This is a genomic window from Rhodococcus sp. OAS809 (assembly GCF_040546695.1).
Lineage (GTDB): Bacteria > Actinomycetota > Actinomycetes > Mycobacteriales > Mycobacteriaceae > Rhodococcus_F > Rhodococcus_F qingshengii.
The window spans coordinates 2429323-2451052 of record NZ_JBEPOI010000002.1 but is presented as its reverse complement, the minus strand read 5'-3'; the positions used below and the strand labels follow the sequence as shown (position 1 = coordinate 2451052).

At 63.7% G+C, this 21730-nt stretch carries 20 protein-coding genes and 1 riboswitch; of the genes, 18 read left to right on the top strand and 2 right to left on the bottom strand.

Annotation, left to right across the window (positions count from 1 at the left end):
- The first annotated feature begins 5 nt into the window (after positions 1 to 5).
- The 12 genes from ABIE52_RS14410 to ABIE52_RS14355 all read left to right on the top strand — a co-directional run bounded on the left by ABIE52_RS14410 (position 6) and on the right by ABIE52_RS14355 (position 12188).
- Positions 6 to 1115 (top strand): FAD-dependent oxidoreductase, encoded by a 1110-nt coding sequence (locus tag ABIE52_RS14410; protein ID WP_125050451.1) that lies wholly within the window; start codon positions 6 to 8, stop codon positions 1113 to 1115.
- An 8-nt stretch (positions 1116 to 1123) separates the two neighbouring features.
- Complete coding sequence (locus ABIE52_RS14405) at positions 1124 to 1714, top strand: GNAT family N-acetyltransferase (RefSeq protein WP_039972708.1); 591 nt, start codon at positions 1124 to 1126, stop codon at positions 1712 to 1714.
- A gap of 17 nt (positions 1715 to 1731) precedes the next feature.
- Positions 1732 to 1826: riboswitch (SAM riboswitch) on the top strand.
- On the top strand, positions 1820 to 1924 hold the full coding sequence (locus tag ABIE52_RS14400; RefSeq protein ID WP_019749498.1) for a putative leader peptide: 105 nt from the start codon (positions 1820 to 1822) through the stop codon (positions 1922 to 1924). It overlaps the preceding riboswitch by 7 nt.
- Before the next feature lie 137 nt (positions 1925 to 2061).
- Entirely contained in the window at positions 2062 to 3699 is a 1638-nt protein-coding gene (locus ABIE52_RS14395) for an ABC transporter substrate-binding protein (RefSeq protein ID WP_003944291.1), read from the top strand.
- 2 nt (positions 3700 to 3701) lie between these two features.
- Positions 3702 to 4700: an ABC transporter permease gene (locus tag ABIE52_RS14390; RefSeq protein ID WP_003944382.1), complete on the top strand. Its 999-nt coding sequence runs from the start codon at positions 3702 to 3704 to the stop codon at positions 4698 to 4700.
- A complete protein-coding gene (locus tag ABIE52_RS14385) occupies positions 4693 to 5583 on the top strand; it encodes an ABC transporter permease (protein WP_007726838.1) in 891 nt (296 codons plus the stop codon). The genes ABIE52_RS14390 and ABIE52_RS14385 overlap by 8 nt, the downstream gene beginning before the upstream one ends.
- Positions 5580 to 7202: a dipeptide ABC transporter ATP-binding protein gene (locus tag ABIE52_RS14380; RefSeq protein ID WP_007726839.1), complete on the top strand. Its 1623-nt coding sequence runs from the start codon at positions 5580 to 5582 to the stop codon at positions 7200 to 7202. Before ABIE52_RS14385 ends, ABIE52_RS14380 begins: the two co-directional genes overlap by 4 nt.
- The gene (locus ABIE52_RS14375) at positions 7189 to 8307 is read left to right on the top strand and encodes an LLM class flavin-dependent oxidoreductase (RefSeq protein WP_192712078.1); all 1119 of its coding nucleotides are present in this window, start codon (positions 7189 to 7191) and stop codon (positions 8305 to 8307) included. Before ABIE52_RS14380 ends, ABIE52_RS14375 begins: the two co-directional genes overlap by 14 nt.
- Before the next feature lie 24 nt (positions 8308 to 8331).
- Positions 8332 to 9702 (top strand): NtaA/DmoA family FMN-dependent monooxygenase, encoded by a 1371-nt coding sequence (locus ABIE52_RS14370; RefSeq protein ID WP_192712079.1) that lies wholly within the window; start codon positions 8332 to 8334, stop codon positions 9700 to 9702.
- On the top strand, positions 9699 to 10523 hold the full coding sequence (locus ABIE52_RS14365; protein WP_162114465.1) for a DUF1684 domain-containing protein: 825 nt from the start codon (positions 9699 to 9701) through the stop codon (positions 10521 to 10523). Before ABIE52_RS14370 ends, ABIE52_RS14365 begins: the two co-directional genes overlap by 4 nt.
- On the top strand, positions 10520 to 11662 hold the full coding sequence (locus ABIE52_RS14360) for an LLM class flavin-dependent oxidoreductase (RefSeq protein ID WP_162114464.1): 1143 nt from the start codon (positions 10520 to 10522) through the stop codon (positions 11660 to 11662). Before ABIE52_RS14365 ends, ABIE52_RS14360 begins: the two co-directional genes overlap by 4 nt.
- Before the next feature lie 28 nt (positions 11663 to 11690).
- Positions 11691 to 12188, top strand: a complete 498-nt coding sequence (locus ABIE52_RS14355) for a nucleoside deaminase (protein ID WP_192712080.1) — start codon at positions 11691 to 11693, stop codon at positions 12186 to 12188.
- Positions 12189 to 12218: 30 nt separating this feature from the next.
- Here ABIE52_RS14355 and ABIE52_RS14350 read toward each other — a convergent pair whose 3' ends face one another.
- Entirely contained in the window at positions 12219 to 13160 is a 942-nt protein-coding gene (locus tag ABIE52_RS14350; protein ID WP_003944347.1) for an alpha/beta hydrolase, read from the bottom strand.
- A 115-nt stretch (positions 13161 to 13275) separates the two neighbouring features.
- On the opposite strand from ABIE52_RS14350, the gene ABIE52_RS14345 reads away from it, so the two are divergent.
- The 6 genes from ABIE52_RS14345 (at position 13276) to ABIE52_RS14320 (ending at position 19363) form a co-directional block, all read left to right on the top strand.
- Entirely contained in the window at positions 13276 to 14010 is a 735-nt protein-coding gene (locus tag ABIE52_RS14345) for a hypothetical protein (RefSeq protein WP_162114462.1), read from the top strand.
- Positions 14010 to 14483, top strand: coding sequence for an RDD family protein (locus tag ABIE52_RS14340; protein WP_003944375.1), 474 nt, complete (start codon positions 14010 to 14012; stop codon positions 14481 to 14483). Before ABIE52_RS14345 ends, ABIE52_RS14340 begins: the two co-directional genes overlap by 1 nt.
- Positions 14480 to 14827 (top strand): YidH family protein, encoded by a 348-nt coding sequence (locus ABIE52_RS14335; RefSeq protein WP_003944317.1) that lies wholly within the window; start codon positions 14480 to 14482, stop codon positions 14825 to 14827. The genes ABIE52_RS14340 and ABIE52_RS14335 overlap by 4 nt, the downstream gene beginning before the upstream one ends.
- Positions 14828 to 14922: 95 nt before the next feature.
- Positions 14923 to 15936 carry a glucose-6-phosphate dehydrogenase (coenzyme-F420) gene (gene fgd, locus ABIE52_RS14330; protein ID WP_003944371.1) on the top strand — a complete coding sequence of 338 codons (1014 nt, stop codon included), beginning with the start codon at positions 14923 to 14925 and terminating at the stop codon, positions 15934 to 15936.
- Positions 15937 to 16082: 146 nt separating this feature from the next.
- A complete protein-coding gene (gene pta / locus ABIE52_RS14325) occupies positions 16083 to 18167 on the top strand; it encodes a phosphate acetyltransferase (RefSeq protein ID WP_042452123.1) in 2085 nt (694 codons plus the stop codon).
- The gene (locus tag ABIE52_RS14320) at positions 18164 to 19363 is read left to right on the top strand and encodes an acetate kinase (RefSeq protein ID WP_064114311.1); all 1200 of its coding nucleotides are present in this window, start codon (positions 18164 to 18166) and stop codon (positions 19361 to 19363) included. The genes pta and ABIE52_RS14320 overlap by 4 nt, the downstream gene beginning before the upstream one ends.
- Positions 19364 to 19396: 33 nt before the next feature.
- Here ABIE52_RS14320 and ABIE52_RS14315 read toward each other — a convergent pair whose 3' ends face one another.
- A complete protein-coding gene (locus tag ABIE52_RS14315) occupies positions 19397 to 21724 on the bottom strand; it encodes a serine/threonine-protein kinase (protein ID WP_192712081.1) in 2328 nt (775 codons plus the stop codon).
- Positions 21725 to 21730: the final 6 nt, after the last annotated feature.

Sequence of the window (21730 nt, the reverse complement as noted above, 5' to 3'; positions counted from 1 at the left end):
CGTCCATGAGTGAGATTTTCGATGTGATCGTCATCGGCGGAGGACTCGTCGGGTCCTCCGCCGCCTGGCGGCTCGCGGCACGCGGACGTAGCGTCGTTCAGCTGGAACAGTTCGGGCCGGGGCACAAGCACGGTGCGTCGCACGGTACTTCGCGTATCTATCGGCAGGCGTACGACAATCACCTGTACACAGGTTTGGCGGCCGACGCGCTGCCGCTGTGGCGGGAGTTGGAGACCACGACGGACATCGGGTTCCTGGAACTCACCGGTGCCGTTGATCACGGCCTGCCGCAGGCCGTGCAGTCCAAGGCGAAGATACTTCTCGAGGCGGGCATCAAGGGTGAGATCCTCACCCCTGCCGAGGCGTCCGCCCGTTGGCCGGGGCTGCGATTCGACACCACGGTGCTCCATCACCCCGACGCAGGCCGGTTGCACGCGGACCGCGCCGTGACCGCTCTGAAGGCAGGAGCGGTATTTGCCGGTGCCGAGGTCCGTCACGATGTTCGGGTGTTGGCACTCGCGCGAGCGTCCTACGGCGTGGACGTGGTGACGGACAGTGGAACGCTCGCAGCTCGTCAGGTCGTGATCGCGGCCGGTGCGTGGACTGCAGATCTGATCGCAGACAGCGGTCTCGGCTCCGAGATCGTACTGCCGACGCTGCGCACGACACAGGAACAACCGGCACACTTCGCACCGCTCGATCCCGGAGTCGAGTGGCCGAGTTTCGTCCACCACACCGGCGCAGAATTGGAGACCGCGGGGATCTACGGGCTCGGTTCCGAGGACGGGATCAAGATCGGCGAACACGCGACCGGGCCGGTGGTGACTCCGCAGACCCGTGACTACACCCCTGATGTCGACGGAGAGCAGCGATTGGCCCAGTACGCCGAGTCGTGGTTGCCCGGCGTCGATTCCACCCGTGTCGAGTCGATCACGTGCCTGTACACGAGCACGCCGGACAGTAACTTCGTCATCGACCGAGTCGGCGCCGTCACAGTGGCGGCGGGGTTCTCGGGGCATGGGTTCAAGTTCGGTCCGGCCTTGGGAGAACTTGTGGCGGACCTCGTCGACGGAACCACCCTCGCTCCGGAAGTTTTCAGGCTGGGGGAGCGTTGACCAGATTCATGGAGGAAAGTGTTGTGGCACTGGAGCTCGGAACTCGACAGCTCGAGGGTGTCGGAGCGGTAGAGGTCTATTCGGTATCGCAGGACGATCCCTTGGCAGCTCCACTGATCGCGGAGTTGGCACTCGAATACAGTTCGCGTTACGGCGGTACTCACGAAGCGATGCTCGAGGATCTCACGACGTATCCGGCAGAAGAATTTGCCTACCCGCAGGGTGCGCTTCTGGTGCTCACCCACGACGGTCTGCCGATCGCCGGCGGTGCGTTTCGTCAATTCGATTCCACCACTGCCGAACTGAAGAGAATCTGGACATCGGTCGACCATCGGAAGCGCGGCCTCGGCAAGGCCGTCGTTCGCGAGTTGGAACGAGAGATCGAACTTCGTGGATACAACCGGGTGTTTCTCACGACGGGCCCTCGGCAACCCGAGGCCGTCGCGCTGTATCTGTCCAGTGGATACACACCGCTTTACGACGCTTCACTCTCGCCCGAAGAGGTGGGCATCCACCCGTTCGAAAAGCAGCTTCGGGTCCTCGAAAATGTGACTCGAGCAGCAATTCCTACCGACCGGGTTGACAACACCCGGGTTTGACCTCGTACACTTGCGAACGACCATCCAGAGCGACCGAGAGACCTGGCTCATTGAAGTCGCAGCAACCCCCCGAGTGATCGGGTGCGGGTGCTACCGCCAGGACCGATGGAGGAACACGAAATGAAGGCAGTCGAAGGCGGTTTCGATACCGCCTGGTCGCGTCGTCACGTAGACCTGTGCCGCACCGCGGGATCTTTCTGTACCAACTGACCTCGGTCAGTCATTCACACTCAGGCGAGTCGTCGACAAGTCTGTTTTCTCTTCTCTCACAAGTGATTCGTGCTCGATCGCCTTTCTCGTCTCAGGCGACGGGTGCGCTCTTCGGCATGCCTCTTTAGGAGTTCTTGGTGTCTTCGCCCTCATTCGGTGCCCGCAAACGCGCGACCGTAATCGCCGGTATCGGTGCTGTCTCGGTTCTCGGCACCGTCCTCGCCGGCTGCAGCAGCGGGAGTGACAGTGCTGCCGACGCAGGCCCCGCCCAGTCCGGCGGAACCCTTCGCTACGGTCTGTCACAGGCGCCGACGTGCGCCGATCCGGCCCAGGCCGGCAGTAACCAGACCGTGTATGTCACTCGGACAGTGGTGGATTCGCTTACCGATCAAAATCCCGACACCGGAGAGATCACCCCGTGGCTCGCCAAGAGCTGGGAGATCAGCCCCGACGCCGCTAGCTTCACGTTCGTCCTTCGCGACGACGCCACCTTCAGTGACGGCACACCGGTGACGGCGGATTCGGTGAAGAAGACCTTCGACTCGGTCAAGAACCTGGGACCGAACGCGTCGTTGGCGAAGAGTTACCTGTCCTCGTACACCGGTACCGACGTCGTAGATGCTCACACGGCGAAGATCAATTTCTCCGGACCCAATGTTCAGTTCCTGCAAGCAACTTCGACGCCACAGCTCGGAATCCTCGCCGATTCCACCACCGCGCTGGCATCCGAGCAGCGCTGCCCCGGTGCAGCGGTGATCGCCTCCGGACCGTTCGTGTACACCGACTGGCAGCAGGACAAGAGCGTCAAGATCGCCAAGCGTGCGGGATACAACTGGGCCTCGGATGCGGTCGCGCATCAGGGCGAGGCGTACCTCGATGGCGTCGACTTCACGGTGGTTCCCGAATCCGGTGTGCGGGCGGGCAGCGTGGCCTCCGGCCAGCTCGATGCGGTCAGCGATGCGCTTCCGCAGGATGCGCCGCAAATCGAGGGCGCGGGTGGACGAATCCTCACAAGGCCGAACCCGGGTGTGAGCTTCTTCTTCCAGCCCAACGTCAGTCGCGGCGTTCTCGCTGATCAGGCTGTTCGTCAGGCCATCATTCCCGCGATCAACCGCCAAGAACTCGTCGACACCGTTCTGGATCCGTCGTTCTTCCCGGCCACGAGCCCGCTGGCTCACACCACTCCGCTCTACAGCGACGAATCCAGTGTCGTGACGTACGACGCCGACAAGTCGGCGAAACTCCTCGACGCGGCTGGTTGGAAGACCGGCAGCGACGGTATCCGCGAGAAGGACGGGCAGAAGCTCACTTTCAGCGTCACCTTCAGTCCGGTGTTCTCGGGTAACCAGGCCATCCTCGAGCTCGTGCAGCAGCAGCTCAAGAAGGTCGGCGTCGACCTGCAGCTCAACTTGGTCTCGAACGGTGAATGGACCGAGAAGGGAGTATCGGGTGATTACGATTCGCTGTATTACAACAGCACTCGCGCGGACGCCGACATCTTGCGGGCATCGTTCAGCACCGAAGGCCGCAACCTGAACCGTCGCGGCGCAGATCCGGAGCTCGACAAGGTACTCACAGACCAGCTTGCAGCCACGGACAACGGCCAACGCGGCGAACTGGTATCCACTGCACAGGAATTGATCCTCGACCGTGGACTCTCCATCCCGACCATCGAGCTCTCGCAGGCCATCGGCGCCGGGTCGAGTGTGCAGGACCTGAACTTCGAAGCCTCCTCACGCCTGCAGTTCTACGACGCATGGTTGTCGGGTAAGTAATCATGACTCGATACGTACTCACCCGACTGGGTCAGGCCGCAGTGGTCCTGTGGGCCGCCTTCACCATCTCGTTCGTGATTCTGTTCCTCCTGCCGAGTGATCCCGTCAGCATGGCTGCCGACTCGTCCGGTCAGGGTGTTGCAGTGGATCAGGCTGCGCTCGATCAGCTTCGGGCACGGTACGGCTTGGACCAGTCGGTGTGGGTGCAGTACTGGACGTCGCTGACGAATGCTCTTCGCGGCGATTTCGGTACGTCCATCTCCACCGGTCAGTCGGTGACGGATGCCATCTTCTCGGCGCTGCCGAGCACTCTGGTCTTGGCAACCACCGCTTTGGTTCTGGCCGTGTTGTTCGGAGTGGCGATCGCGTTCTTCGCTACCTACACCCGCAAGCGGTGGCTCGCGAATCTGTTGTTCTCGCTGCCGCCGCTGGGTGTGGCAGTGCCCACTTTCTGGGTGGGCCTGATTCTTCTGCAACTCTTCTCGTTCCGTCTGCACATCTTCCCGGCATTCGGAGACAAGGGATTCGCAACGGTGATTCTTCCGGCGATCACCTTGGCGATCCCGACCGGCGCGGTGATCGCGCAGGTGCTCACGACCAGCCTGCAGTCGACGCTACGTTCGCCGCACGTGGAGACTGCGTACGCCAAGGGCGCAAGCCGTTGGCGCGTGCAGACCCGTCACGCGTTGCGACTGGCGAGCATTCCGGCATTCACCATTGCCGGTGTGCTGGTCGGCACGCTGCTGGCGGGCTCGGTGGTTGTGGAAACGGTGTTCTCCCGCGCGGGCGTCGGCCGTCTGACACAGACGTCGGTGATGGCGCAGGACATCCCGGTGGTGCAGGGAGTCGTTGTGTTCGCCTCTCTCGTGTTCGTGCTCGTCAACCTCGCGGTCGACCTCTTCTACCCCTTGATAGATCCACGGATCATCCAGACGAAGAAGAGTCACACCGAAAAGTCGAATACCGAAAGCTCGACCGATCTGGAGCCGGCTCATGTCTGACACATTGATCGAACCCCTACTCCTCGATCCGAGCGTCGAGGCGAAGGCACCTGTTGTTTCGCGCCGAAAGTCCACGGCCATCGGCTGGATCCGAAAGCCAGGCTTGGTGATTCCGGTGTTGATCGTGTTGCTTGCCATCGGCTTTGCCGTCGCACCCGGATTCTTTGCCAGCGGCGATCCGTTGTCCGGTGTCCCGGCGGACAAACTGCAGGGCCCGAGCCTGGCTCACTGGTTCGGAACCGACAATCTCGGTCGTGACCTGTACACACGGTTCGTGCACGGCGCCGCGCTGTCCCTGACCGCAACCTTGGTGGCGGTCGGAATCGCATTGGTGGCGGGATCGATAATCGGTTTGCTCGCGGGCTTTGTCGGTGGCGTCGTCGACGCCGTGCTGATGCGCATCGTCGACGTGCTGCTGTCCATTCCGGCGCTGCTGCTCTCGTTGGCACTGGTGACCGCACTCGGCTTCGGCACCATCAACGTCGCCATTGCTGTCGGCGTCAGTATGGTCGCCAATTTCGCGCGAGTGATGCGTGCCGAAGTGATGCGGGTGCGCGGAGCTCAGTACGTCGAGGCCGCGTTCAGTTCGGGTGTGCAGTGGCTCGGTGTCCTGCGTCGGCACGTGCTTCCCAACTCCTACGCGCCGGTGGTCGCGCTGTCCGCTGTCGAGTTCGGGCAGGCAGTACTGGCGGTGTCGGCTCTGAGCTTCTTGGGATTCGGCGCCGTTCCGCCTACCCCGGAATGGGGATCGCTGGTATCCGAGGGACGTAATTTCCTCGCCAATGCCTGGTGGATGACCACACTTCCCGGTCTCGCGATTGTCGCCGTGGTCATCTCGGCACACCGTATCGGCCACGAGATCGAAAGGAACAACCGGCGATGAGCACGACCGAGGAACAGTTGCTTTCCGTCACCGACTTACAGATCGCCTACGGCGCCGAGCCCGCGGTATCCGGCGTGAGCTTCACCGTCGGTCGGGGCGAAGTAGTTGCGGTGGTCGGGGAATCGGGTTCCGGTAAGTCGACCACGGCCCACGCGATATTGGGTCTGCTCGCCGGCAGTGGCCACGTCACCGGCGGGACCGTCGAGTTCGAGGGTGAACAGATCGACTCGTATTCCGACCGTGCGTGGCAGCGAATCCGCGGCGCGCGTATCGGTTTGGTGCCGCAGGATCCGACGACCTCGCTCAACCCGGTGACGAGGATCGGCGACCAGGTTGCAGAAGTCCTCCGGATCCACGGCCTCGCAGACCGTCGCAAAGCCCGGTTGGACGCCGTCGAGGTGCTCGAGCGCGCGGGTATCGACCGGCCGGAAATCCGAGCACGCCAGTACCCGCACGAGCTCTCCGGCGGTATGCGGCAACGCGTTCTGATCGGTATCGCGCTTGTCGCGAACCCGGCCCTCGTCATCGCCGACGAGCCGACCAGTGCTCTGGACGTCACGGTTCAACGGCGCATTCTCGACCATCTCGACGAGCGGATTGCCGAATCCGGTGCCGCCGTGCTCCTGATCACGCACGACCTGGGTGTGGCCGCAGACCGCGCGGACCGGATCCTGGTGATGCAGGGCGGCAGGATCGTCGAATCCGGCCGCACCGCAGATATTCTGGACAACCCGCGAGACGAGTACACGAAGAAACTTCTGAGCTCTGCGCCGAGCCTGTCCTCGGGACCAGTCGTTCGCCCGGTCCGCCAGGACACCAGCCCGCTGCTGACCCTGACGGGAATCACCAAGCACTTCAACGTCGGACGCGGGAGTTCGATCACCGCGGTGAACGAAGTGTCGCTGACTGTTCCGAGGGGTCAGACGGTGTCGCTGGTGGGGGAGTCGGGCTCCGGCAAGTCGACCACGGCGCGCATCGCCGTGCGGTTGGAGCAGGCGGATGCCGGCACCATCTCCTTCGACGGACACGACATCACGAAGGTCAAGGGCAGCGATCTGCGCGAGCTGCGCCGAAAGATCCAGCTCGTGTACCAGAACCCCTATGCATCACTAGACCCGAAATTGTCCGTCCAGGACATCGTTGCGGAGCCGCTGCGGGCCTTCAAGGTTGGTGGACGCAGCCAGCAGCAGACTCGTGCGGCAGAGTTGCTCGATCAGGTTGCACTTCCCGAGCAGTTTCTGAGCCGCAAACCGGCCGAACTCTCGGGCGGCCAGCGTCAACGGGTGGCGATCGCTCGTGCGCTCGCGTTGAAGCCGGACCTGCTCGTTCTCGACGAACCTGTGTCCGCTCTCGACGTCTCGGTGCAAGCGCAGATTCTGGCGCTACTCGACGAGTTGCAGCGCGAACTGGGCCTGACCTATCTCTTCATCTCCCACGATCTTGCGGTTGTTCGCCAGATCAGCGACGTCGTCGGCGTCATGCAGGCCGGGCGATTGCTCGAAATCGGCACTACCACCGAGATTTTCGACAATCCCCGAAACGAGTACACACGCACACTTCTCGACGCGATCCCCGGGCGGGATCATTCGACACGAAAGGCCGAACATGTCCGAGCGTAGTTCCGGAGCATTCCTGGTCGGCCTCGAATTCGAGGGAACCGGAGCTCATCCGTACTCCTGGCGACGCGAGGATTCGCGCGCCGAAGATCTGTTCACGCCCTCGTACTGGGTGGACCTGGTGACCGCCGCGGATCGGGGTGGGGTGGATCTGGCGTTCCTCCCCGACTCGTTCGGACTGCAATCCGAGGGCCAGCACGCAGTGCGGGGCAGATTGGAGGCGGTTGCAACTGCGGCGCGGCTGAGTGCTGTGACCTCGCGTATCGGCCTGTTCCCCACCGCGACAGTCACGCACACCGAGCCGTTCCACATTTCCAAGGCCGTCGCGAGTATCGACTACTCGTCTGCTGGGCGGGCCGGTTGGCAGGTCGCGGTGTCCGACACCGCCGAGCAGGCGGCGTTGTTCGGCCGAAAGACAGTGCAGGGTCCTGAGTCTGCGTGGGAGGAAGCGTCCGAGGCTGTCGAGGTGGTCAGTCGGCTGTGGGACAGCTGGGAGGACGACGCCGAGATACGGGACGCTGCGAGCGGACGATTCATCGATCGAGACAAGCTGCACTACATCGACTTCGAGGGAAAGAACTTTTCCGTCAAGGGGCCGTCCATCACGCCGCGCTCCCCGCAGGGGCAGCCGCTGATCGCCGTCGACGCGAGCAGGCCGGAGGCACGCGAACTCGCTGTTGCGCGCGGAGATCTGATTCGGATCTCGGCAACCGACCTCGGCGAGGCCAACGCCACGGCCAAGTTGGTCCACGCGAACGCCGCTGCCCTCGGGCGCAGCGTCAGGGTTCTCCTCGACGTCGACGTGCTTCTCGGCGCTGATCGCGGAGCCGCCGACGACGCTCTGGCGGAACTCGAGGAATGGGCGGGAGCGCCGTACGCCCCGCACTCGCTGTTCTATCGCGGTGACAGCGCCGGCCTGACTGTCCTCCTTCGCGAGATCGGTGGGCTGGCCGGGGTCAACGGTGTTGTCCTGCGTCCCTTGGCTTTGGCTGCCGCAGTGGAGAAGATCGCGGCGGACGTGGTGCCAACTCTCAATCCGCGACCGACTACCGGCCCGACTCTGCGCGAGCGGTTGGGTTTCGAGTTGCCCGTCAATCAGTTCGCGTAGCGCGAACAGAGAACAGGAACACCGATGACACAGAACAGGATTCGCAAGCAAGTTCACCTGGGCGCTCACTTCCCCGGCGTGAACAACACCACGGTGTGGACCGATCCGGCGTCCAAGAGTCAGATCGAGTTCAGCTCGTTCGAGCATCTCGCACGCAGTGCCGAACGCGGATTGTTCGACTTCTTCTTCCTCGCAGAGGGTTTGCGCCTGCGCGAGCATCAGGGCAAGATTCACGACCTCGACGTGGTCGGTCGCCCGGATACGTTCAGTATTCTCAACGCGGTTGCCGGTGTGACAACGCATCTCGGCCTGGCCGGGACGATCAACACCACGTTCAACGAACCGTACGAGTTGGCCAAGCAGTTCTCGACGCTCGATCATCTCTCCGACGGCCGCGCCGCGTGGAACCTGGTCACCTCTTCGGATGCCTTTACCGGTGAGAACTTCCGCCGCGGTGGGTATCTGGAGCATTCCGAGCGGTACGCACGCGCAAACGAGTTGGTCGACACAGTACGGACGCTGTGGGACAGTTGGAGCATCGATCGTCCGATCGTTGACCGTGAGCGCGGCGTTTTTGCCACCGACCAGCAGGTCGGTCAGTTCCTCCACGCCGGTAAGCAGTTCGACATCACCGGACGCTTCGAAGTTCCTCGGAGTCCCCAAGGGCACCCAGTTCTGTTGCAGGCAGGTGATTCCGACGAAGGACGCGAGTTCGGCGCCGCCAAGGCGGACGCCATCTTCACCGGACACGGAACCCTCGAAGCAGGCAAGGCCTTCTACGCCGACGTGAAGGGACGCCTGGCCAAGTACGGACGCACGCACGCAGACCTCAAGATTCTCCCCGCCGCCACCTTCGTCCTCGGTGACAACGCCGCGGACGCACAGGAGAAGGCATATCACATCCGGCGGCAGCAGGTCGGACCCCAGACTGCCATCGCTTTTCTCGAACAGGTCTGGGGCAGAGACCTTTCGCAGTACGATGCCGACGGCCCGTTGCCGAAGGAAGATCCGTCGGACGACGTCAACATCACCCGTGGACGCGTCCGCCACGTCAAGGATCCACGAGCGGTCGCAGATCAGTGGCGTGCCAAGGCCGAGGCCGAAAACCTCAGCATCCGTGAACTCATCATCGAAGTGACTGCCCGCCAACAGTTCGTGGGTAGCGCCGCCGAAGTCGCTGCCGAGATCGACAGCTACGTCCAGGGCGACGCGAGCGACGGATTCATCCTCGTTCCCCACATCACCCCCGCGGGCCTCGACGAGTTCATCGACACCGTCGTACCGGAACTTCAGGACCGCGGCAGTTTCCGGACCGAGTACTCAGGAACCACCCTGCGCAGCCATCTCGGGCTGCGCCACCCGCACGAGCAGGCTGAAGGAGTCCGCGCATCATGACCGTTACCGACACTTCCACCAGCACCTTCACCGGCGATTGGAATGCCTGGCACGCCTCGCGCGACGCCACCTTCGGCGAACCCCTCGGCTGGCTGAGCCTGACTGCGTTGCATTGGCTGGTGGACACCGATTCCACCTTCGCAGACCTACCTGGTGCATGGCGCGCCGACGCGAATGCCGTTGTCGTCACCGCGACGCCCGCAGACGACTTGTCGATCGACGGCGTCGCAGTGGACGGTTCGGCCACTCTGAATCCGATCGAGGGGGCGCCGGGACTGATCGTCAAGCAGGGCGCGCGGTTGGTCGAGGTCATCCGCCGCACCGGCGAGGTGGCTCTGCGGATCCACGATTCGTCGGCCCCGGCTTTGGCGCAGTTCAGTGGTATCCCGACCTTCGAGCCGAACCCGCAGTGGCGCATCGAGGGTGTCTTCACAGCTTTCGAGGAGGCTCGCACGGTGACGACGGGCGCGGTCGTCGAGCGCCTCGAGCATCATCACGACGCCCGAGGAACCATCAGCTTCGAACACGACGGTGCAACGTATACGCTGATTGCGTTCGCGGGCAAGGACAACGGCTTTCACATCCTGTTCACCGACGCGACCAGTGGTGTGTCCACCTACCCGGCCGCACGCTCGCTGCACGTGAGCGCACCTGAACCCGGTGGCGCGGTAGTCCTCGATTTCAATCGGGCGTCGAATCTTCCCTGCGCGTTCACCGATTACGCGACGTGCCCGGTGGCCCCCGCCGAGAACCGCCTGGCGTTCGCGGTGGAAGCCGGCGAGAAGACACCGGACACCCGCTCCGAAAGCGGACCGAGGTGAGCGCGCCGCTGTCCGTACTCGACCTCTCGCCGATCAGTGAGGGCGGAACGGCCCGCCAGGCTTTGCGGAACTCGCTGGACCTCGCTCGTTCTGCCGAAGTGTGGGGATACAAGCGTTACTGGGTCGCCGAACACCACTTCGTCGGTGTTGCCTCTTCGTCGCCAGCAGTGCTTGTCGGGCTGATCGCGGCCGCCACCAACACCATTCGCGTCGGCTCGGCCGCCGTGCTGCTGGGCAACAACACGGCGGCTCAGGTGGTCGAGGCCTTCGGTACCGTCGAAGCGTTGTATCCGGGTCGTATCGATCTCGGCATCGGGCGCAGCGGACAGCGTCGGGTGGAGGCACTTCGCGCCGTCGCTGCCGGAACGCCTGCGCCGGCAGAATCGAAGCGAGAGAACGTCGTACGCGACGGCGTCGTGATCCCGGCGCCCTTCGATCCAACCGGTCTTCTCACGTCACCGAGATTGCAGGCGTCGTTCGAGGCATTGGCGTTTCCGGGCGCGCAGGCGCCCGATTTCGAGCAGCAGGTCGACGACATACGCTCGCTCCTGAACGGTACCTACAGAACCCGCGACGGCATCGAATTGCACGCCAGTCCCGGCGAGAATGCCGACGTCGAACTGTGGGTGTTCGGAAGCAGCGCGGGCCCCAGTGCCGAGCTCGCCGGACGACTCGGATTGCCGTTCGGTGCGAATTACCATGTGGCGCCGTCGAGTACGCTCGATGCCGTCGAGGCATACCGCACAGCATTCCGTCCGTCGGACGTCCTGTCGGAGCCGTATGTCGTCGTGTCCGCGGATGTTGTTGCTGCGGAAGACGATGCGACGGCGAGAGAGTTGGCGTCGACCTTCGCGCACTGGACGCACAGCATTCGCAGCGGACACGGCGCCATCCCGTACCCCGATCCGGCCACAGCGCTCCCACTTTCCGACGCCGACACAGCAGTGGTGGAGGATCGGCTGATCACGCAGTTCGTCGGTTCACCGTCTACCGTCGCCGACAGGCTCGACAGTTTGCAGAAGCTCACCGGAGCGGACGAATTGGTAATCACCGGGGTGACCCATCGGCACGAGGATCGTCTGCGCTCGTACGAGCTGCTTGCCAAGGAATGGGGACTACCCGCACTACTGGCAGCGTGAGTTTGCCTTGGTCCATTAGTGTCGAGTGATGTTTTCACCTCGAGATGCCCTTGCGGTTGCTCTTGACGTAGCGCGTGAGGGCATGGAGCTCGGGGAGATGCCGATCGGCGCAGTCGTGTTCGACGACGACCGTGTGCTCGGGCGGGCGTATACGCAAGAACGGGCACTCGGCCGACGGGTAGTCCATGCGGACCTTCAAGCGCTCTTGCAGGCCGACGAGACTCTCGGATTCACTCGAGCGTCCGGTGAATTGACATTGGCGGTCAATCTCGAACCATGTCTCATGTGTATGGGTGCCGCGATCACGCTCGGTGTGACCCGGGTGTGGTTCGCTCTCGAATCCCCGAACGACGGTGCGGCGGAACTCGTGCAGCTGTGGGCGCCGCCTGTGGAACTTCCGTTTTTCTGTAAGCCGCGTGAAGTCCTCGGCGGCATCCGCCGTGACGAAGCGCGAAATCTGTTCGCTGAATACGCCACCGGCACTGGCCCCGCCGGGATGCGGGACTGGGCGCGCAGTCTCACCTGACGCCATGGCTTGTAAAGAGGGCCGTGAGGCTCACGCCCCGATAGCGCCCGCGATCATCGGCCACGACGCGCGCATGTCGGCTTCGAAGAGCCCCCAGGTGTGGGTGCCTTCGGGTCGGAAGCTGAACGTCGCGGGAATGCCGAGCTGACCGAATCGCCCCTGCAGGGCAGCGGTGCACATGTTGGTGATGCCTTCGAGGACCGCGCCGGGAACGACGCCGGCGGCCATAGCCAGCGAGTTGATTCCGTCCACCGGGCCGGGGAGGCCGTTGCCGGTCGAGATGAACAGCGCTGTGCCACGCAGTTTCTCGGCGTTGATCAACGGGTCGTGCGCCGCCCACTGCGGGCTACCCCACGGCCCCCACATGTTGGCCGCGTTGCCGCCGCCGAGTATCTCGACCATCGAGCGCACCGCTGCCTGGCCGAGCGGGTCGCCGGCGCGCGGACAGCCGCTGTACGAGCCGACTGCGCGGTAGGTGCCCGGCGACTGGATCGCGAGGTCCAGAACCGGTCCGCCGGCCATCGACACACCGCCGAGTGCGTTGACACCGGTCGTGTTGTACCGAGCGTTGACCGCCGCCGGTAGTTCCTTGGTGAGGTACGTCTGCCACTTGTTACGGCCCAGCACCGGATCGTCGGCGTTCCAGTCGGTGTACATGCTGAACTTGCCGCCGACCGGCATGACCACGTTGACGTGTTTGTCGTCGAAGAAGTCACGAACTCCGGTGTTGTTGAACCACGAGATCCCGTCCTCGCCGCCGCCGACACCGGTCAACAGATAGAAGGTCGGGGCCGGGCCTCCTCCGGCCGGCGAAATCACGTCGTTGGCGATCCAGCGGTCCATCGAGGGGGAGTAGACGTCGATGCGACTGACCACGGAATCCGCGCTCGCGGTCGGCGCGCTGAGGCCGAGAAAGCCGGCGGCCATGGCCACCGCCATCGTCAGCCGAACCGTGAAACGACGTGTCTTCATATTTCCCCCCAGGCGCAAGCCGGACAGCGTATTTGTGCCTTCCAACAGTGGCACAATGCGAAGAGGAGTGACGAATGTCCGGGTAACAGTCGTATAAGAAGATGGAGACAATTGCGTGGGATCGCAGTCGCACCACCCCGAATCCGACGTGATTCGGCTGGCCTTCGGGCTGGCCGCGATCACGGCTGGTGCGGCGCGCAGAACCGCTGGTCTCGCACTTGATTCCGTGCAGCGGATCCCTGTCGTCGGTGACGCACTCGACGGCGCGATCACTCAGGTCACCACTCGCGGCAGGGAAGCGATGCACTCGACCGTGGAGTTCGCCGACTCGACCTTGCGGACGGTGATCAAAGCTGTCGTCGACGCTGCTCTGTCCGAAGTCGACATCACCAAGATCGTCGTCGACCACGTGGACATCGACAAGATCGCCGAGAACATCGACGTGGACAAGATTGCCGAACGGGTCTCGCTCGAACCGATCATCGACCGGGTCGACGTGGACGAGATCGCAAGCCGCCTCGACGTCAAAGCGGTGATCGATCGCCTCGATCTCGACGGGATAGTCGACACGGTCGACCTCGAACGCCAGGTCAACCGCATCGACCTCGTCAAGATCGCCGACCAGGTCATCGAGGGCGTCGACCTGCCCCAGATGATTCGTGAATCGACCGGTTCACTCTCCACGGAAGCCGTGCACGGAGCTCGAGTGCAGGGCATGCAGGCGGACGACGCTGTCGCCGGCTTCGTCGGGCGACTCTTCGGCCGCGACAACGCACCGTCATCAGATAAACCGTCACCAGAAAAACCGTCGACAGAGACCGATCCGAAGACGAACGCAGGCGAACGCTAGTGGCCCAGGAGAGTTCCGGCCCAGCCGGCATCGTCACCCGTGGACTCGCCGGACTGATCGACCTGGGCGTCGTCCTGCTCCTGATGGGTTCCGTGTACGTGGGCTTCGCCTTCGTCCGACTGCTCTTCTCGCCACAGAGTTTCACTTTCTCGGAACCGGGAATCTTCCTGTCCACGACGGCATTTCTCGGTGTCTCGGTGGCGTATCTGACCGCCTGCTGGGCGACCACCGGTCGGACCGTCGGGTCCCTCGTGATGGGGCTGCGGGTGATCACGTCCGGGCATCGCCTCGTGCGCTGGCCGTTGGCCTTCATCCGTGCGGTGCTCTGCGTGCTCTTCGCCTTCGGATTGCTGTGGTCGGCGGTCGATCGACGACGACGTTCGTTGCAGGACATCGTTCTGCGCACCGAGGTCGTCTACGACTGGCGTCAGGACCCGGATCTGGTGGCACCGCACGGAGGTGAGCACGCATGAGTGAACCGAACCGCCCGGACGAGCGCTTCACCCTTGCCAGCGAGCGCACCTTCCTCGCCTGGATGCGTAGCTCACTCGCCCTGCTGGCCGGAGGCATCGCCGTCGTCCAATTGGTACCGGAATGGAGTACAGGGTGGGTTCGCACGACTCTCGGTCTGACCCTGATCGCACTCGCGGCGGCGGCCGCACTGGTAGGTATGCGACGCTGGCTACAGGTGAAGAAGGCGCTCGAGGACGGAGCGGCGATGCCGGAACCGCACGCTTTGTGGCTGTTTGCACTGGCACTGGCCGGGGTTGCCGTCGCAGCCGGCGTGGCAACGGTGGTCACCAGCCTCGCTCGCTGAGATACGCAGAGAAGTCCGAGCGGTGTCTGGATAGTCTGCACAGAACGTGAAGCATGTCAGAGAAGTAAACGAAACAGACGACAAGGGAGTGCACGGTGGCGCAGGAACTCAAGCTCGGATACAAGGCATCGGCTGAGCAATTCGGCCCTCGCGAACTGGTAGAGCTGGCAGTTCTGGCAGAGCAGCACGGCATGGATTCCGTTGCGGTGAGCGATCATTTCCAGCCGTGGCGCCACAACGGTGGCCACGCACCGTTCTCGCTCGCCTGGATGACCGCCGTCGGTGAGCGCACCGAGCGCGTGCAGATCGGCACGTCCGTGATGACGCCGACGTTCCGCTACAACCCGGCAGTCATCGCTCAGGCGTTCGCGACGATGGGATGTCTCTACCCGGGACGCATCATGCTCGGCGTCGGCAGTGGTGAGGCTCTCAACGAGATCGCCACCGGCTTCCAGGGCGAGTGGCCCGAGTTCAAGGAACGCTTCGCGCGGCTGCGTGAGTCCGTGCGGTTGATGCGTGAGCTGTGGCTGGGCGATCGTGTCGACTTCGAAGGCGAGTACTTCACCACTCGGGGCGCGTCGATCTACGACGTTCCCGAGGGCGGCATTCCCGTGTACATCGCGGCCGGCGGACCCGTTGTCGCCCGATACGCGGGACGTGCCGGTGACGGCTTCATCTGCACCTCCGGAAAAGGCATGGAGCTCTACACCGAGAAGCTGCTTCCAGCCGTTGCCGAGGGCGCAGCCAAGGCCGAGCGCGACGTCGCCGACATCGACAAGATGATCGAGATCAAGATCAGCTACGACACCGATCCGGAGGCTGCACTCGAGAACACCCGCTTCTGGGCTCCGCTGTCCCTGACGCCGGAGCAGAAGCACAGCATCGAGGATCCGATCGAAATGGAAGCCGCTGCCGACGCTCTGCCCATCGAGCAGGTGGCCAAGCGTTGGATCGTCGCTTCCGATCCGGACGACGCCGTCGAGCAGGTCAAGGCCTACGTCGATGCCGGTCTCAATCACCTGGTGTTCCACGCACCGGGCCATGATCAGCGCCGGTTCCTCGAACTGTTCGAGCGTGACCTCGCGCCTCGCTTGCGTGCTCTGGGCTGATCCTCGAGATCAACTGAACGGTGTCTGCCACTCGACGTGTGGCAGGCACCGTTCGTCTTTCTCGTAGCCGCCGGTTGTCGGCACGAGCGTGAGCGTGACCACGATCAGTGGCAAGGTGGGCGGCGGCCCACACTAGGCTGTTGGGCATGCCAGAAGCGCCCGCTGCCGTGTCGAGTGTCTACGTTGCCTCTCCTGAAGGTGACACCGGAAAATCCACCATCGCGCTTGGCGTGCTGCAGATGCTGTGCGCGACCGTCGCCCGGGTCGGTGTCTTCCGCCCGATCGCCCGCTCTACCGAGGAAACCGACTACATCCTCGAACTGCTGCTCGAGCACACCACCGCCGATCTCTCCTACGCCGACGCACTCGGCGTCACCTACGAGCAGGTTCACGCCGATCCTGAAGCCGCGCTGGCCGACATCGTCGCGAAGTACCACACCGTGGCCGAGCAGTGCGACGCCGTCGTCATCATCGGAAGTGACTACACCGACGTAGCAAGCCCGAGCGAGCTGAGCTTCAACGCCCGCATCGCCGTGAACCTCGGCGCGCCGGTTCTGCTGGCGGTTCGAGGCGCTCGGCGCAGTGTCGAGGAGGTCGCCCAGCTCGCGCATCTATGCGCCGCCGAGTTGGCCGCCAACCACGCTCATCTGCTCGCGGTCGTCGCCAATCGTTGCGATCCCGACAAGCTCGACGAGGTCACCGCAGCGCTGTCCGACATCGGTGTTCCGACGTGGAGCCTGCCGGAGATTCCGTTGCTCGTCTCGCCCACGATGGCCGAGTTGATGGAAGCCACCGGCGGCGAGTTGTACTCGGGTGACCCGGAACTGCTGCACCGCGAAGCGCTCAAGGTGATGGTGGGCGGCATGACCGCCGAGCACATCCTCGAGCGTCTGGTCGAGGGAATGGTCGTCATCGCACCGGGCGATCGCTCGGACGTACTGCTCGCGTTGCTCAATGCACATGAGGCGGAAGGATTTCCGTCGCTCGCGGGCATCATCATGAACGGCGGAATCACACCGCACCCAGCCATCGCAGCGTTGATGGCCGGCCTCAAACAGCGTCTTCCGATCCTGACGACAACCCTCGGTACCTTCGACACCGCAAGCGCTGCAGCCCAAACCCGCGGACGCGTGGCAGTCGGTTCGCAGCGCAAGGTCGACACCGCGTTGAGCTTGATGGAACAGCGCGTCGACGCCGACGTCCTGATGGACCGACTGGCACTGCCGATTCCGTCGGTCGTGACCCCACAGATGTTCGAGTACAAGCTCATCGACCGCGCTCGACGCGATCGAAAGCACATCGTCCTCCCGGAGGGTGACGACGACCGGATCCTGCGCGCGGCCGGCCGGCTGCTGCAGCGCCAGGTTGCCGACCTGACGATCCTCGGCGACGAACCCAGTGTGCGTCGACGCGCAGCGGAACTCGGCGTGGACATCAGCGGCGCGCAGGTCCTCGCGCCCGCGCAGTCCGAGTACACCGAGCGCTTCGCACAGGAATACACCGCGCTGCGTGCTCACAAGGGCATGACCATCGAGCGGGCCCGCGAGGTGATCGCCGACATCTCGTACTTCGGAACGATGATGGTGCACTTGGGAATTGCCGACGGCATGGTGTCCGGCGCTGCACACACCACCGCTCACACGATTCGACCCTCGTTCGAGATCATCAAGACCGCCCCCGGTGTCTCGACGGTCTCGAGCATCTTCCTGATGTGCCTGGCCGACCGCGTTCTCTCCTACGGTGACTGCGCCGTGGTTCCGGACCCGACGTCGGAGCAGTTGGCGGACATCGCGATCTCGTCCGCACAGACGGCGTCGCAGTTCGGGATCGATCCGCGCATCGCGATGCTCTCGTACTCCACCGGGGATTCGGGCAGCGGAGCCGACGTCGACAAGGTTCGCACCGCGACCGCTTTGGTGCGCGAGCGTCGGCCGGATCTGTTGGTGGAAGGACCCATTCAGTACGACGCCGCCGTCGAGCAGAGTGTCGCCGACAAGAAGATGCCGGATTCGCTGGTGGCGGGCAAAGCAACGGTGTTCGTGTTCCCGGACCTGAACACCGGCAACAACACGTACAAGGCAGTGCAGCGTAGCGCCGGTGCTATCGCCGTCGGGCCGGTTCTGCAGGGACTGAACAAGCCGGTCAACGACCTCTCGCGTGGAGCGTTGGTCCAGGACATCGTCAACACCGTGGCTATCACGGCAATACAGGCACAGGGAGCGCAAGCGTGAGCGACGGCACCGTACTGGTCATCAATTCCGGCTCGTCATCCATCAAATTTCAACTCGTGCATCCGGATACGGCGGAATCGGTGGCACACGGTCTCATCGAGCGCATCGGTGAGCCCGACGGCCACATCGTCTACAACCACCGCACCGGAGTCGAAGACCGGAGCCTTCCGATCGCCGATCACCGCGCAGGTCTGAAGATGGTGCTCGACATCGTCGCCGAGGTCGGGCGGCCGCTGAGTGAGGCCGGAATCATCGCAGTCGGTCACCGAGTCGTGCACGGTGGTGACATCTTCTATTCGCCGACTCTCATCGACGACGGCGTCGTGAAAGCCATCGAAGATCTGTCGAACCTTGCGCCGCTGCACAATCCCGCCAACGTGATCGGTATCGAGGTGGCGCGCGAAGAACTGCCAGACGTTCCGCACGTCGCAGTGTTCGACACCGCCTTCTTTCACACACTGCCCGCGGCGGCGTCCACCTATGCGATCGATCGGGATGTGGCCAAGGCCAACCAGATTCGCCGGTACGGCTTCCACGGGACCTCACACGAATACGTGTCTGGACGGGTCGCGGAGTTCCTCGGCAAGGATCCCGCCGAGCTGAATCAGATAGTCCTGCACCTCGGAAACGGCGCTTCGGCCTCGGCAATCAAGGGCGGCAAGGCCATCGACACCACGATGGGCCTCACCCCGCTCGAGGGTCTTGTCATGGGCACCCGCAGCGGCGACATCGACCCAGGCATCATCTTGCACCTCAACCGCAACTCGGGAATGAAGGTCGACGAGATCGACGACCTCCTCAACCGGCGCTCCGGTTTGAAGGGACTGTCAGGAGTCAACGATTTCCGTGCCTTGCTCGCACTGATCGAGGGCGGCGACCAAGACGCACAACTTGCGTACGACGTTTACGTACACATGCTCCGTAAGTACATCGGTGCCTTCATCGTTCAACTCGGTGGCGTCGACGTCATCACCTTCACCGGTGGCGTCGGGGAGAACAACATCGACGTGCGACGCGACAGCCTGGCCGGGCTTTCCCGTCTCGGTATTGAGGTCGACCCGGCTCTCAACGAGGCGAAGAGTCGCGACGAGCGTCGTATCTCCGCATCCTCGTCGGCCGTCGAGGTGCTGGTGGTCCCCACCAACGAGGAGTTGGCGATCGCCCGCGCGGCGAAGGCTTTGGTGGCCGCACTGTAGGTTTCTGCAGCACTGTAAGCCTCGGGGAGTCCGTCAGAAATTGCTGCGCGGACGCACCGCATTCGCCCGGTCCACGAGGGCGTAGCGGTGCGTGCGGGAGGTCGTGGCGCGAGCGAGGGCGCGAAGGCAGGCTTCGGCTCCGGTGCGCAGACCTTGCTCGGTGAAGGGCAGGTCGAGGATGGGTTCGAGTTCGGTGTGCGAGCGATTGCCGTAGCGAATCCAATCGAGTGCCGTGCCCAACACCAGGGTTCGCATCTGCAGGCTTCGGCTCTCTTCAGCAGGTAGCGCCCGAACACGACGGGCGGCTTCCCGCAGAGTCGATTCGTCGAGTTCGGCGATCGGAACGCCGGACAGCATCGTCAGAGCGCTGGACATCCGTGCGACGTTGTAGTGCCGGGAAGACGTGGGTACTTCGTCGAGGGCGGCGATGGCTGCCTTCTTGTTGCCGTGATCGGCGAGTTGTCGGGCGAGCCCGAATGCTGCGCTCACGTAGTTCCGTTCGGTCCGCCAGACGGTGCGGTAGTACTTCTCGGAGAAGCGGCACCATTGGTCCGGGTCGTCGCTCTCCCAGTGCTGGAGAATCAGTTCTGCCGTCGCTGCCAACGCCAGCTTGGGGGCAGCCTCGCCGGGCAGTGCGGTGAGAACTGCCTCGAAGTGACTGAAAGCGGGCTCGAATCGGTCCAGTTGTAACGCCGCAAGTCCTCGATACCACTCGATCTTCCAGTGGTCCCCGATGTTCTGCTGGAGTTCGCCCAGAACTGTCAGTGCGGTTTCCGGATCACCGAGATCGAGATGAGCCTTGGCCTCGGCCAGTCGAACTTCGCCCGAGACGGCGGCCGCGGGTGTGCCCGACGTTCGGTCGATTCCGTTCTCGCGGGCATGCTTGAGAGCATCGAGAGTCTGAGACGGTTCGCTGTGCACCGCCGCTGCCAGCAACGGCGCGCTGGGATCGGTGGGGTCGACCAACGGAATGGGAAGTGCGTGCGCAACTTCGCGCGGATCGAGAGCGGCGTCGTGGCTGATACCGTCGACGTACACATCGGTTTGCCCGACCAATTCATCGGTGCCGAAAGACGTTCGCTGCCTGCTGAACACGAGCGAGAGTCCGGGATTCTCCTGCCCGGTCTGCTCGGCGAGGATTTCTCGCAGAACGCCGGTGAGTTGTCCCGCGATTTCCTCGGCGGACTGGAATCGCTTCTTCGGATCCGGGTCGGTAGCGCGTAGCAGGAGACGGTGAAAGAACTCGTGGTCGCGCAGTAGTGGCTCGTCCTCGGGTTCGGGAAGGCCGTCGAGGTACCGTCCGTGCTTCGAAGGCATGTCGAGGGTGAGAACCGCGAGTGTTCTTCCGACGGTGAAGATGTCGGAGGCGATGGTCGGACCGGTCTCGATGATCTCGGGTGCTTGATAGCCGGCGGTACCGTACAGGTACCCGTAGTCTTCGATTCCGGACACGGCGCCGAGATCGATCAGCTTCAACTGATCCTCGGTGACCATCACGTTCTCGGGTTTGAGGTCGTTGTAGGCCAGGCCGGTGGAATGCAGATAGCTCAGCGCCGGAAGGATTTCCAGTACATAGCCGATTGCCTGCTCGATCGGCATGTGCTTGCCGTCCGGGAATTCGGCCAGCACCTCGCGCAATGATCGCCCACCCACGTACTCCATGACGATGTACCCCATGGGTGTGCCGTCCGGGCGCGGATGCTCGACGAAGTTGAAGATCTTGACGATGCTGGGGTTGGCGACCTCGGCGAGGAACTGACGCTCGGCCACCGCAACTGCTTGCGCTTCGGAATCACCGAAATGCAAGAGCCCCTTGAGAACTACCCACCTGTCGCTGACATTGCGATCGATCGCGAGGTAGATCCATCCCAGGCCGCCGTGCGCGATGGGCCCTTGAACCTCGTACTGACCGGACACCAATTCGCCCTCTTCGAGAAGTGGGCGGAAGTCGAAAGTGGAACCGCACTTGGGGCAGGTGCCGTGCTGAGTTGCCTTGGTGCTTGCGCTCTTACGACCGACTGGTTCGTTGCATTTCCAACAGAAGCGTTTCCGCTCGGGGACGGTCGGGTCACTCATCACCGCAGATGCGGGGTCGATCTGCGGGACGGGGGGAACCTCGACCAGGCCGCCGCCGAGGCGCAGCTTTCGCCCCGACCGGCTGCGGCGGGATCGAGTGGAGCGGCCGGTCGGGGAGGAGGACGCGGACGGCGTGGTTGCTCGTATCTGGGCCGAGGTCGGTTCGAGACGCTCGTAGGCGCCCGTGGCTTCGGGCTCGGGCCGCTCGTAGGCGCCGGTGGCTTCGGGTTCGGGACGCATGGAAGCCTGCGTGGCGTCGGGCTCGGGGCCGGTTTCTTCGGTCATGTCAGC

Excerpts from the sequence above, each read along its gene's own strand:
- ABIE52_RS14410 (WP_125050451.1), top strand. The coding sequence starts at position 6 with ATGAGTGAGATTTTCGATGTGATCGTCATCGGCGGAGGACTCGTCGGG.
- ABIE52_RS14405 (WP_039972708.1), top strand. The coding sequence starts at position 1,124 with ATGGAGGAAAGTGTTGTGGCACTGGAGCTCGGAACTCGACAGCTCGAG.
- ABIE52_RS14400 (WP_019749498.1), top strand. The coding sequence starts at position 1,820 with ATGGAGGAACACGAAATGAAGGCAGTCGAAGGCGGTTTCGATACCGCC.
- ABIE52_RS14390 (WP_003944382.1), top strand. The coding sequence starts at position 3,702 with ATGACTCGATACGTACTCACCCGACTGGGTCAGGCCGCAGTGGTCCTG.
- ABIE52_RS14385 (WP_007726838.1), top strand. The coding sequence starts at position 4,693 with ATGTCTGACACATTGATCGAACCCCTACTCCTCGATCCGAGCGTCGAG.
- ABIE52_RS14380 (WP_007726839.1), top strand. The coding sequence starts at position 5,580 with ATGAGCACGACCGAGGAACAGTTGCTTTCCGTCACCGACTTACAGATC.
- ABIE52_RS14375 (WP_192712078.1), top strand. The coding sequence starts at position 7,189 with ATGTCCGAGCGTAGTTCCGGAGCATTCCTGGTCGGCCTCGAATTCGAG.
- ABIE52_RS14370 (WP_192712079.1), top strand. The coding sequence starts at position 8,332 with ATGACACAGAACAGGATTCGCAAGCAAGTTCACCTGGGCGCTCACTTC.
- ABIE52_RS14365 (WP_162114465.1), top strand. The coding sequence starts at position 9,699 with ATGACCGTTACCGACACTTCCACCAGCACCTTCACCGGCGATTGGAAT.
- ABIE52_RS14355 (WP_192712080.1), top strand. The coding sequence starts at position 11,691 with ATGTTTTCACCTCGAGATGCCCTTGCGGTTGCTCTTGACGTAGCGCGT.
- ABIE52_RS14350 (WP_003944347.1), bottom strand. The coding sequence starts at position 13,160 with ATGAAGACACGTCGTTTCACGGTTCGGCTGACGATGGCGGTGGCCATG.
- ABIE52_RS14335 (WP_003944317.1), top strand. The coding sequence starts at position 14,480 with ATGAGTGAACCGAACCGCCCGGACGAGCGCTTCACCCTTGCCAGCGAG.
- pta (WP_042452123.1), top strand. The coding sequence starts at position 16,083 with ATGCCAGAAGCGCCCGCTGCCGTGTCGAGTGTCTACGTTGCCTCTCCT.
- ABIE52_RS14315 (WP_192712081.1), bottom strand. The coding sequence starts at position 21,724 with ATGACCGAAGAAACCGGCCCCGAGCCCGACGCCACGCAGGCTTCCATG.